General features: G+C 59.3%; 8 protein-coding genes. 7 read left to right on the plus strand and 1 reads right to left on the minus strand.

Going from position 1 to position 12,430, the window contains the following annotated elements:
- Nucleotides 1-435 precede the first annotated feature (435 nt).
- The 7 genes from NZK35_RS29090 (at nucleotide 436) to NZK35_RS29120 (ending at nucleotide 9,908) form a co-directional block, all read left to right on the plus strand.
- Nucleotides 436-1,965: a succinate CoA transferase gene (locus NZK35_RS29090; RefSeq protein WP_259636042.1), complete on the plus strand. Its 1,530-nt coding sequence runs from the start codon at nucleotides 436-438 to the stop codon at nucleotides 1,963-1,965.
- A 189-nt stretch (nucleotides 1,966-2,154) separates the two neighbouring features.
- Complete coding sequence (locus NZK35_RS29095; RefSeq protein ID WP_259636043.1) at nucleotides 2,155-3,765, plus strand: glycine--tRNA ligase; 1,611 nt, start codon at nucleotides 2,155-2,157, stop codon at nucleotides 3,763-3,765.
- A gap of 439 nt (nucleotides 3,766-4,204) precedes the next feature.
- Entirely contained in the window at nucleotides 4,205-4,921 is a 717-nt protein-coding gene (locus NZK35_RS29100; RefSeq protein WP_259636044.1) for a hypothetical protein, read from the plus strand.
- A gap of 45 nt (nucleotides 4,922-4,966) precedes the next feature.
- Complete coding sequence (locus NZK35_RS29105) at nucleotides 4,967-7,231, plus strand: hypothetical protein (protein WP_259636045.1); 2,265 nt, start codon at nucleotides 4,967-4,969, stop codon at nucleotides 7,229-7,231.
- Nucleotides 7,232-7,242: 11 nt separating this feature from the next.
- A complete protein-coding gene (locus NZK35_RS29110) occupies nucleotides 7,243-8,541 on the plus strand; it encodes an esterase/lipase family protein (RefSeq protein WP_259636046.1) in 1,299 nt (432 codons plus the stop codon).
- A gap of 366 nt (nucleotides 8,542-8,907) precedes the next feature.
- Nucleotides 8,908-9,528: an RNA polymerase sigma factor gene (locus tag NZK35_RS29115; protein WP_259636047.1), complete on the plus strand. Its 621-nt coding sequence runs from the start codon at nucleotides 8,908-8,910 to the stop codon at nucleotides 9,526-9,528.
- The gene (locus NZK35_RS29120) at nucleotides 9,525-9,908 is read left to right on the plus strand and encodes a hypothetical protein (protein ID WP_259636048.1); all 384 of its coding nucleotides are present in this window, start codon (nucleotides 9,525-9,527) and stop codon (nucleotides 9,906-9,908) included. The genes NZK35_RS29115 and NZK35_RS29120 overlap by 4 nt, the downstream gene beginning before the upstream one ends.
- 142 nt (nucleotides 9,909-10,050) lie before the next feature.
- Here the strand turns inward: NZK35_RS29120 and NZK35_RS29125 are convergent, their stop codons facing one another.
- Nucleotides 10,051-11,976 (minus strand): hypothetical protein, encoded by a 1,926-nt coding sequence (locus NZK35_RS29125; protein WP_259636049.1) that lies wholly within the window; start codon nucleotides 11,974-11,976, stop codon nucleotides 10,051-10,053.
- Nucleotides 11,977-12,430: the final 454 nt, after the last annotated feature.

Raw genomic sequence — 12,430 nt, forward strand, 5'->3', positions numbered from 1 at the left:
GTATCTTCAGATGAGGGCCCGTAGGCTCGCGCCAAACGGCTGATATTCGTTTGACATCAGCCGGTTCGCGCCAGCGTCCGGGCCCCCTCATTCATGTTAACTTAGCCGTATTGGGCTGAAGCCTGCACACCAACGCTTAGGCCCGTGCCATTCGTACCTGTCGCTTTTCGGTCGGCGAAGCCGCTGATCGTCTTGGGGACTTCCGTTTTGACCTAGCGGGTTCCTAGCGGCACATTCTGAACCCTCGCGACATCCAGTTGGATTGAAACCGGCTGGCGACCGATCTAAACGATCTCCGTGGCCTAGCTTTGAAAGCACCGTCAGTGCCGCGTGAAGAAGACGGCGAGGGTGAATGTTTGGGCTTGATCGACGGCATCGATGGAATCCGTTCGAGTCAGCCGATTTCCGATACCAAGATTCGAGGGGGCTATTTCAGTGGACTACGAAGGTTTTCCCGTCTTGGACGCTGACGAGTTGGCCGGTCTGATCCCCGATGGGGCGATGGTGGCATTCAGCGGCTTCACTCCGGCGGGGGCAGCCAAAGCCGTGCCTCAGGCGCTGGCCCGTCGCGCGCGGCAGGACCACGCCGCCGGACTTCCTTACGCGCTGCGCGTGCTGACGGGGGCTTCCACCGGTCGCAGTCTTGACGAAGCACTCGCTCAGGCCGAGGCGATCCGCTGGCGTGCGCCGTATCAATCCTCACGCACGCTTCGCGATCAAATCAATCGAGGCGACGTGGACTTCGTGGACATGCACCTGTCCGACGTCCCCCAGTTCACCCTCTTCGGTTTTTTCGGGAAAATCGATTTTGCGGTGATCGAAGCGTCCGAGATCACGGCCGACGGACGCGTCTATCTGACCAATTCCATCGGCGCCTCTCCCGCGTTCTTGCATTCTGCAGATCATGTCATCATCGAATTGAATCGCGGGCAATCTCGTCGGATCGCCGAGATGTCCGATATCCTGATCCCCAAGACGCCCCCCTATCGACCGGCCATCGATCTGGATCATCCGTTACAGCGGATCGGCAAACCCTACGCACGCGTCGACCCTGACAAAGTGATCGGGATCGTCGAAACGAATGAGCCGGACGAAGCGACGGACTTTGCCCAGGCCAATGACGTCAACAAGGCCATCGCCCGTCATGTCGCCGAGTTTTTCGCAGCTGAAATCGCTTGCGGCCGAATCCCCCGCGAGTTCCTGCCGATTCAAAGCGGGGTTGGGAATGTCGCCAACGCGGTGTTGGAAGCCATCGGCGAGCATCCCGATTTGCCCGACTTCACCATGTACACGGAAGTCCTGCAGTCCTCGGCATTCGAATTGATGTTGCAAGGTCGCCTGAAAGGGGCCAGTACCTGTGCGCTGGTTCTCTCGCCGAAACAGCTGCAGCAGCTTGACGAGCAGCATGACTTTTTCTCTTCACGGTTGGTGCTTCGTCCACAAGACATTTCCAACAATCCCGCGGCGGTGCGACAACTCGGGATCATTTCGATGAACACCGCGCTGGAAGTCGATATCTTTGCACACGTCAATTCAACCCATGTGTGCGGCAAGCGGATCATGAACGGGATCGGGGGCAGCGGCGATTTCACCCGCAATGCCTACACGTCAATCTTCATGTGTCCATCCGTCGCAAAGGGCGGAAGCATTTCGGCGATCGTCCCGATGTGCACCCACATCGACCACAGCGAACACTCTGTTCAAGTGATTGTCACCGAGCAAGGGTTGGCCGATCTGCGCGGGCTGGCTCCGAAACAACGGGCCTTGAAGATCATCGAACGTTGTGCCCATCCCGACTATCGCGACTACTTGCATCGCTATTTGTGCGATTCAGGGGCCAGCCATATCCAGCATGATCTGACGCGCTGTTTCAAACTCCATCAGAATTTCCTGCGATTCGGCTCGATGCTTCACGATGAGGTCCCCGACGCGGAAATCGACAGGATCTTTTCGGCCTCATTCTAACTGGCCTGCTTTTTCAGCATACGAGCGAGGGACGCCGCGTGGACCCTTTTTCGGCTCAGACCCCACCAAAACCGCTCGGCCGGGACGAAGCTGACCTCCCGTAACTGACCCGTTGCGCGTACATTCTCCCAATTCGAGTCCTTCCCCCCCCTTTCCACCAACGTTTCGATCCTTCCGACCATGAAATCGATGGACAAAATCGTGTCGCTGTGCAAGCGACGTGGCTTCCTCTTCCAATCCAGCGAAATTTACGGCGGCGTCCAGGGGTTTTGGGACTACGGTCCGCTGGGGGTGGAACTGAAACGCAATTTGAAGGAAGCGTGGTGGCAGGACATGATCCGCGGCCACAACGATCTGCTGACGCCGCCGGGCGCCCCGGCTTCGTTTGAAATGGTCGGCTTGGATTGCACGATCATCATGCACCCGCAGGTTTGGAAGTGCAGCGGCCACTACGATCTGTTTCATGATCACATGGTCGATTGTCGGGAATCGAAAAAGCGATACCGATTCGACCAGGTGCGGGGACGCTGGTGCGAGCGGGGCGACCAGAAGATTTTCGTGTCCACGTTGGCCGAAGTCGAGCAGGAATTCGATGAGGTCCGTCGCCGCGCGATGAAGTTTTTCAAGCTGCGTGCCAAGAACGCGGACGAACTGACGATTGCCGATGAATCGTTGACGTTGGACAAACTCGACGACACCGATTCGGTGCTGGCCCCCGATGCGAAAACCCTCGGCACGCTGACCGAGCCGCGCGAGTTCAACTTGATGTTCAAGACGACCCTGGGTGCACTCGGTGGCGAGGACGACACAACGTTTCTGCGGCCGGAGACCGCTCAAGGTATTTTTGTCAATTTCAAGAACGTCCTGGATTCCTCCCGCGTCAAAGTGCCGTTCGGCATCGGCCAGATCGGCAAGAGTTTTCGCAACGAAATCACGCCGCGGAATTTCACGTTCCGATCGCGTGAGTTTGAACAGATGGAGATCGAATTTTTCTGTCCGCCGGATCAGTCGCAAGCCTGGTACCGTTATTGGCGCGATCGCCGAATGGCCTGGTACACCGAGCTGGGGCTGTCGAGCGATTCGTTGATCATGCGCGAGCACGAGCCGGCGGAACTGGCACACTACAGCGTCGGGACGGCCGATATCGAATACGCGTTTCCGTTTTTGCCGCCAGGTGAATACGGCGAACTGGAAGGCATCGCGCATCGTGGTGATTTCGATTTGCGAAGTCACATGGAAGGCAAGTTGAATCCCAATTCACCCGAAGGCCAGCCGATGCAGGTCGAACTGAACGAACACGGCAAGCCCAAGTATCGCGGCAGCGGCAAAGACCTCTCATACCGCGACGAAGCGACCAACGAAAAATTCATCCCGCACGTGGTCGAACCGTCCGCCGGTGCCGATCGCGGCGTGTTGGCGTTTCTCTGCGAGGCCTACACCGAAGATGAAGCGCCCGATGACAAGGGGCAGATGCAGACCCGCACGGTGATGAAACTCCATCCGCGTCTGGCCCCCATCAAGGCGGCGATTTTCCCGCTGGTCAAGAAAGACGGCATGCCCGAAGTCGCTCAGGAAATCTACGGCGAACTGAAGCAGCACATGAACGTGTTCTATGACGACAAAGGCGCCGTCGGCAGACGTTACCGACGACAGGATGAAGCGGGGACCCCGTTCTGCATCACGGTCGATGGCGAATCGCTCCGTGACAAGACCGTCACCCTTCGCGATCGGGATTCGCTCGAGCAGACGCGGGTCAAGATCGATGAGCTGTCGTTCGCACTGATCGAACGCTTGGGTTGAACCGGATCGCGGCGGCGTGAAAGCCCCGTCATGGAACGCGGTGGAGCTTTGATTTCCCGTGCTTGACGAGGTTCTAGCGGAACGGCGCGAGCGGGCTGTCGATTTAGTCGGGTTCTGCTGAGTGAATGGTGAGCCGCTGGCCGTCAGGCCTCGGGCAACATCCTCGGGCAACGTCGCAGTGNNCGACAGACCGCGAGCCGTCCGGTGGCGTTTCAACAACAACGTGAAAGACCGGAGGGCTCGCGCCCTACCGCTAACAAATCCATCACAGCGTTGCCCGTCATTCCGGTCGTGACGATTGCTCCGACGGCCGCTTGAACCTCTTCCGCCGTCCACCGCTGGGGCGGGTGCGACGTCCGCCCCGAGGTTCCATTGCTGAGCTACGGTTTTCGACCTTGCGTGGAAATCCGTCCGTGTTCACTCGTCAGCAATCGCAACAATGGAAACCATCAGTCCAGAACAATTCTTAGCGCTCGGAGCAGTCACCCTCGCGATGATTGGAGGGATCCTGCTGACAACGTTTGCGTTGGCGGCCGGCTCTCTGAAACTTTCGATCCATTGGATTGGCAACGCTTCGCCGGGATACTTGGCTTGCTTCGGGTGGCTGGTGGCGATGTATTTCGTCAATGGCTTCATTGCTGTGGCGGCACAGGACCTACTCGGGCAAGCCGGCGTTCTGATCGCGATCCCGCTGTCCTGGTTCGTGACACTCTATATGACTGCGCATCTCGCAAACTGTGGGCTGTTCCGCGCTTTCGGGATCTGGATCGTCAATGGCATCCTGAACGCGATCGGATGTGTCGTGATCTTTTTCTTTGTGCTGATTCCCTTGCTGACGATGATTCCGGACCCTGACAAGGGCTCCCAAGCCGAAATACAAGACGTCGATGAAATGCTGACGGAGATGGAAGCCCAGATGCAGGACTTCGACTCGCAGATGAACGCGCTGGATCAGATGGAGATCCCTGAAATCAAACAAGTCCACTTTGAACCGGAGCAGACGGCGACCGAAACGCGGAATTCGGAACCCACGGTCGCGCCGACGCCTTCGACGAAGCCGACGAAGGTCGCTCCGGTTCCATCGTCCCGACCGAGAACCAAAACGGTTCGTCGGGCCGCCGATGGCACCATGGTGAATCCGTTTTTCCAAGATTGATCGCCGCCGCGGTGGCGCACGATCGTTCCGGAACCAGGAGAGCTGATGTCCAACGTCGTCTTGCGCACGAGTGACGCCGAGGTGTGTCGCATCCGCTGCGGACCGCCGCTGCAGGCGTTCGCGATGCGTTGGAACTATGTCGTTCGCCAACGGCATCGTTGGGCCGACGATCCGGCGGCCCGTCAGCGCCAAGCCCTTCGGTTGCAGCGTGATCTTCGCGGTCTGGGGGTGACCGCCAAACATCTGCGGCGATTGAAAGGCATCGTGGAGGTTTCGGTTCCCGATTCCCCCTTGGATGAATTCTGGGAGGCCAGGATTTTGCCTTGGGAGTATGTGTTGGCCGCGGCCACCAAACCGCATCGCGCCGAAGAAGACATCTTGGTCGTGCGGCATCTGAAAACGGGGCGTCGTAAACGCAAGCGGACGCCCAAGCGTCTGGTCGCGATCGAAACGGCGCCGGGGGAGCTCGCGCGGCACTTCAATTTTTCGGCCCAGCGTCAATTGGTCACCGGCGGGTTGCGGGCATTGAGTGCCGAGACGACCGGGGTGCTGGAAAACCCGACCGAGCGACAGCTCGGTGAAGAAATCGAAGCCGTGTCGCCGGACATTGTGCACGTGACCGGCTTTGACAATCGCAGCGGCCGGGAACAACTCGGCGGCAACCTGTCGGGGCTCCGCGATGGGCTCTATTTGGCAGATCCATCGGCGGAGGCGAAGGAGTATCGCGCCGAAGTCATCGCGCAGTTGCTCAACCGGGGTTCGCCCAATCCGTTGCTGGTCGGCTTTCAATGCTGGGACTCGGCGGCGCGATTGGCCCCGATGACGATCCACGCCGGCGCCCGCTCCGCGATCGGGTTTCAACACACCTTTGATGAAGCCGTTGCGGAAATCTTCTTTCTGCATTTCTATCGTGCTTACGCCGATTCCCAGTGGAATCTGCTGGCAGCGTTCTGCAGCGGATGGGAATCGATCGCCGCCTATCGGCCACGGATTCATGGCAGCAGCATCGTGTTGTGGTCGGCCGATTCGCTCGTTTCGAAAGCCACGGGCGAAATCGGACAGAACTGTTTGGGCACCGGAGCGACCACCACACGGCCGTTGACGCGACCGCCCGCTGCGTCGCGTTCGGCGGATCCGCAGCGGGTCAACATTCGCGACCTGGTGCAGGTTTCCGTCCGGCCGAAAAATCAGATCAACTACTCCTCACTTCACAACGGCCAAAGCGTCTTTGACCAACTGACGCTGCGGCTGCATCCGGACCATTCCGAGTCGGAAGCGTTCACGCAGATCGACGATCTAGAATTGGAAGTCCAATTGCATGTCGGCGTCGACTCGTATCCGTTTCGGTCGCGGTTGAATTTGGACATGGAAGCGTATCGCTATGACTTGGCAGACCGCGTGACGTTGCCGTTGACGGGGGAACTGTTTCGCGCGATCAACGAACGGATCCAGACCAGTTTGTTCGTCGATCTCCGCTGGCACGATCAGGTGCTTTATCGCCACACGCATTCGGTTTGGTTGGCACCGATCGATCAATGGACCTTGGACGATTCTCAAATCGGTTGGCTGCCTTCGTTCGTACAGCCGCGTGATCCGGCGGTCGCGCGGACGATCAGCGTGGCCCAGGGATATTTACAGTGTTTGAAAGACCAGGTCGGTGCAGGCTTTGACGGCTATCAAAGCTACGACGGGTTCGCATCGGGGTTGGAATGCTGGGATGGCGTGGACCGACAGGTGCGATCGATTTGGGCGGCGTTGCTGCTGAGCAACAAGCTGCGTTACATCAACCCGCCGCCTTCGTATGCCGAGTTCACTCAGCGGTTGCGGACGCCCGGGGAGACCATCGGCGGCGGATTCGGAACCTGTGTCGATTTGGCGATTGTGGTGGCGTCGTGTTTGGAGTGGATCGAAGTTCATCCCGTCTTGTTTTTACTGCACGGGCATGTTTTCGTCGGCTATTGGAAGGACTTTCATGCGCATCAACGCTTCATGGACGTTGCGACTGAAGACTTACCGGCGCGGACGCCAGACGGCGAGATGCCGCGTGACGATGCATCGCAGCGATGGGTGTCGGGGCCGAAAACCTATGCCGAGATCAAAGGTTTTGTCGATCGGGGCGAATTGGTGCCGATCGAGACGGTGGCGTTGACGCACGGAAAAGGCTTTGCAGCTGCGATTGACGAGGGCCGCGAGCACTTCTACAAAAAACGCAGTCGTGCCTTTCGGGCCATGATCGATTTGGTCAGCGCCCGCGCCGAAGACGGTGTGACACCACTGCCCCTTCGCTTTTCCGAGTCTCACATCGGCTGAGAGGTCAAATCATGGACGGCAAGTTTCTGGAAATCGCACGTTCGGCCACCGCCGGCAGCAGCCACGTTCGGCCGTTGGTCCAGCGGCCCGATCGGACTCGGATTCGCACCCAAGCTGCCGCGCCCTCCGGCCCGCTGCCGCCACGGGTTCGACTGCAATTGGTCGACGACGACGGCATCATGGACTGGGAAGACGTGACCGCGCTGCCGCCCGATCTCGGTCGCTTTCGTGGCGCGCCGTCGATCAAGACCGGCGAAGCGATTGAAACGTTGGAATTGGAATTCGAGCGTTTGCCGCCGTCCAAGATCACACAATTTCTCAGTCGCCGAGACGATAAATTGACGCCGCATCGAGGGCTGCGGCATTTGGACCCCCAAACCAAAACGTTGCAGCCGGCAAGTTTTCCGTCGACCGGAGACGTGTTGATCTTCGTCCACGGGACGTTCAGCAACAGTGAGAACATGATCGCCGGACTGCTTGATGAAGCGAACGAACAGGGCCGCGAGTTTCTCGAGCAAGCCTTTCGCCGATACCACGGCAATGTCTTCACCTTCGATCATCCGACCCTCTCGGTGGGGCCGATCTTGAACGCTTGGGATCTGCAACAGGCGATCGGCGAGAGTGACGCCAGGATCCATTTGGTCAGTCACAGCCGCGGTGGTCTGGTTTCGCGGTGGTGGTGTGAAACCTTTGACCCGCAGGGCCGGCGCTGCGACAAGTCGGTCTTTGTCGGGTCGCCGCTGGCGGGAACGGGGCTCGCCGCACCGCCGAATATCCGTGAGACGATCCACTTGTTGACTCAGTTTTCCAGGGCGTTGCAAGCCGCCGCCGGTTTGACCGCACTGGCCGTCCCCGTCTTTTCGGTCGTCGAAGCGCTGTTGCGGGTGGTCACGTCGATCACCAGTCTGGCCGCACGAACGCCGGTGGCCGATGCGGCGATGGCGATGGTCCCCGGTTTGTTCGGCATGTCACGGGTCGGCAACAATCCTGAACTGCGTCGCTTGTTGGAAACCCCGACCGCACAAACCGAACGCTACTACGCCGTCGGATCAGATTTTCAGCCCAGCGATCCGGCCTGGAAATTCTGGCGGATGTTTCGCAAAGAACGACTGGTGGACGCGGCGGCCGACGTGTTGTTTGACGGTGCCAACGATCTGGTCGTCGACACACCCTCGATGATCGATCTGGCCGCGGACGTGAAGATTCCCGACTCGCGGCTGATGGATTTCGGCCAGTCGCAAACCGTGCACCATCTGAACTATTTCTACCAGAGCCAAACGGCCAGGTTCTTGGGCGACACGTTGTTGTAGGGGGCCAGTGGGCGGGGCAATTCTTTGTTCGTCGCGATGTGATGGGCAAGAAGATTGGTCAAAAAATGGGTTGGTCAAAAAATAAGAATCGAGACACCGCACACGAGTAGGGGTGAATCAATGAGAATCAACCACACAGGGCGTGCTGAACCGTAGTTGTCAATGCACTGTCTCGTTGGGGTTCCCGACGAATAAAATCTGCCTCCCCCCAACGGGATGCTTCATTTTTTGACCACCAAAGTTTTTGACCCATTCCCCGTCGTCCAACGGGCGTCTTGAATTCAATGTGGTGGCGTTGAGCGAGAAGTGTCGAAAATCGGAATTCATTAGACAAATCCGCCGCCGAAGCGCATCATGGGTAGTGTCATGCCGAACGATGCCCCTTTTAACGCCAGAATTCGCCAAGCGGCCCGCGAGATCGCCGGGGGGCGCGAGTCGTCTGCCCAGACGCTCGCGATGGCCCAGTTGTATGACCTGACGGCGGATCGATTGGTCCGATTTGCCGCGTCGATCACGCGGCGTCAGCATGACGCCGAAGACGCGGTCAGCACGACGATGGTGAAGGTCGCGACGCGTCCCAAGCTACTCGTCGGCGCCGATCAACCCTGGCACTACCTGCTCCGCATGGTCCGCAATGAGTCGTTGGTGATTCTGCGTTCGCGGAGCCGTTGGTCGGCAATCGGTTCGATCGCGGAGCGTTTGATCGGTCGAACGTCGGACGTCGTCGAACGCGATGATGAAAATCGAGTGGTTTGGGAGGCGATGGAAAGTCTGCCCGCGACGCAAAGCGAAGTCGTGGTGTTGAAAATCTGGGAACAATTGACGTTCGCCGAGATCGCCGAAGTCCTGCAGATCACGCCGTCGACGGCCGCCAGCCGTTATCGCTACGCACTCGAAAAACTGGCCGGAAAACTTTCACGCGTGTCGAATTCCCAACCCGCTGATGTGACCGTCTCGTCACGCTCGGTCGTGGAGCTAGGCCAATGACGATGCATCACGACGGCAAACGAGGGTGTCCACTCCGCGACGATCATGCGGCGATCGAACGCCAGATCGCCGCGCTGGGCGGGTCGATCTTGCCCGGACGTCGACATCGCGACCAACTGCTTGAACACACGTCGGACTCGGCCGGACGAGCACGCAACCAACTGCGAACGGCACGCGTTGCGATCGTGTTGTCGTTGCTGTTGGTCGCCGTCTCTCCGCTGATCAGCGCCTTGACTCGCGTCGAAGTAGCGTCGCCGCAGACGGCTGACCAAACCAACGCCGCCGCCCTTCGCCACGCCGAAGCGAACCACATGAGTTTTGATTGGGCACTGGTCGATCTGTTTCGCCAGTTCCGTGAAAGCAAACGCCCGGCACGTTAGCGCTCTGTCCAAATTTGAAGTTGGGGGTTGCGATTGTCGAGCGGAAAAGGGGTCAGGTACCAAAAACCAAATGGCCCAACGGGTGCTTCGCATTTTTGGTACCTGACCCCTTTTCCGCGGCACCCTATCGGCTCGTGTCACGTTAACGGATCTCGAACGGAATGCTCGATTGGCCGTATTTCTTTCCGACGATGTCTTCGATCGTCAGTTGCAATCGATAGGTCCCCGGCGGCAACCCTTTGGGCAGGTTCATTTGATAGGCGACGAAATAGTCACGCAGGCGATTGCGTGACTGTTGTTGGTCGACCGGTAACAGTTGGCTGACGACCTTGGTCCCATTGGCGCTGTAGATGTCATAGCTTCCCTGCAGCTGCGTCTGGAAGTAACCGTTGAGATCCTCGGCGGCAAAATTTTCGATCTCGCAGTACAGAATCACTTGCTGGCCGGCGACGAATCGATTGCCATCGAACGGTTTGATCTGGCCGTAGGATTCAATCTCCGTGCAAAATTCCAGGCTGTTCAACGTCAACGAATCCGTGGCGGTTGCCATCAGACGCGTCGCTTCACGGAATTTTGGTAGTGCTTCGGTGATCCGCCGACCGGAGGACGGATGGCCTTCGGGATCAATCATCGTCCATAACCCCATCAACTGATTCTCCAAATACAGTTGCTCATTCGGGTTCAATCCTTGCATGGACTCCAGCGCGGCTTCGGGTTCCCCGGCGAGCACCATCAGGTGACGCATGACGAATTCGCGTCGCTCGCGTTGTGTCGGGCTTTCACCGTTTGGTGGCTGAGACAATCGGTCAAGCAGTGCCCGGTAGAGTTCCGTTTCGCTTAGTTGTTGCATCGCAACGGCCGTCGGGATCGATTCAATCTCCGCCGCTTGTCGGTGGCCGGCGAAGTCCAGGTTGTCGTTGCCATCGTCACTAGCGTGTGACGCCGGCAGCACCTGATTCGCATTCATGACCATGCTGGGATCCTCCTCGGCAGCGAGCATCGGCCCGGTAGGCGGCGTCGTTTTGGATTGCCGTGCTTCGGCAACCGGCTGCGTCGTCTCGGTCGACCGAGGCGTTTCCGGTAGCGGTTCGGTGGGCGCGGGTTCCGAAGGCTTCGCGACCAAGTCGCCGACGTGGGGGGCAGTTGCTGGTTCGGCGACTGGGGGTTTTTTCGGATCGTCTTGCTGGGCGAGTTGGACCATGCCGGTGCCGAGTCGCACGGGGGCTAGGCCGTCGGCCACGACCCGCGAATCGGGCAAGGCGGGAAGTCGGGTGAGCGAATGCTTGATCGCTGCGGTCACGTCGTTGGGCAGATCGGTTTGATCGAAGGCCTGTCGTCGCGTGCGGGGCGGTTGGGTCGCAGAAGAATTGACCAATGTTTCAGCCGGGGTGGTCGGCTCGGCGGTGGCAGCCGGCGGCGCGGCCTTGGCGACCGGTTCGTCTGTGCTGGGTTTGTTGGCTTTTTGGGTCGCGCTCAGATCGGTCAGGGAAGCCGAGACGAGCCCGGCCGGTGAGACGTCGACGTTGGACCCGCTGGCGTTTTCGGTCTCACTGGAGGGAGCTTGCGACGCCGGCGGCTTGGGTTGTGCGGTCGCCGCGGCGATCGATCGCTTGGGCGGCTCGGCGGGGGCTGCAGCAGGTGCGGGGTCGGTTCGGGACGCATCCGACAGGCTCATTCGGGTCGTCGCACCGGCCGCTGTCGTGGTGGAGGATGGCTTTGGTGTCGTTGGTCTTGGTTTTTGCGTTACGCCGCTGGTCGTCGCACTGGCGAGTTCCGTTTTCGTCGTCGCTCCCCGATCCACCTTGACCAGTCCCCGTTCCTTGCCGGTCGTCGACGTGGCCAATCGCTGTTCCGGTGCCGGAAGATGGGTCACGACCGCCGCCGGATCCTCGGTCACCTGGACCATGGAAGCCGTGGGGCGTCCGCTTCGGCAGCCCAGAACGGACAAACCGATCGTTGCGATCACGGCAACGCGGGCGGCAGCAGCCACCGACGCACGAACGGAGGTAAGTTGGGGATCGTTTGAGTGTCTCGCCGAGTGCATCCGTGCCTCGCAGGTCCAATTCATTAGGTGTTGCCGTGATGGGTGACGTCCGATCGACGTCTCGCCGAAGGCTTTAACGCAAATCAGAACTTCCAATACAAAACATTGCCACCGACCGGCAATGTCAAACCTCGGTCCATGAATCTTTGCAAGCAACAGGTGATGGCAGGAGTCGCCGCGCGATGCAAGGTGTCGTGCTTTACCCCGGCAGGGGTCAAAGCGAGTAGCCGGTGGTCGCGATAGCGCACCACCGGAAACCTCCACCAAATAACGGTTTGCCCCCGACGGGGTCACAGCACTTTCTGCGACGCCCTTGGGGTCGAGCTGTCGCTTCGTTTCGCCCCCGGCGGTGTTCGCTCCGCTCGACCGCCGGCTACTTGCTGGAATCCCTTTCGGGATACGAAGGCACCGGCATGACAAAGGGCGCTCGACGGACCAGTAGCGCAAGACGCCAAGACTTTTGCAGCGCCGGCCCTCT

Source organism: Stieleria sedimenti, assembly GCF_025060895.1.
Taxonomy (GTDB): domain Bacteria; phylum Planctomycetota; class Planctomycetia; order Pirellulales; family Pirellulaceae; genus Stieleria; species Stieleria sedimenti.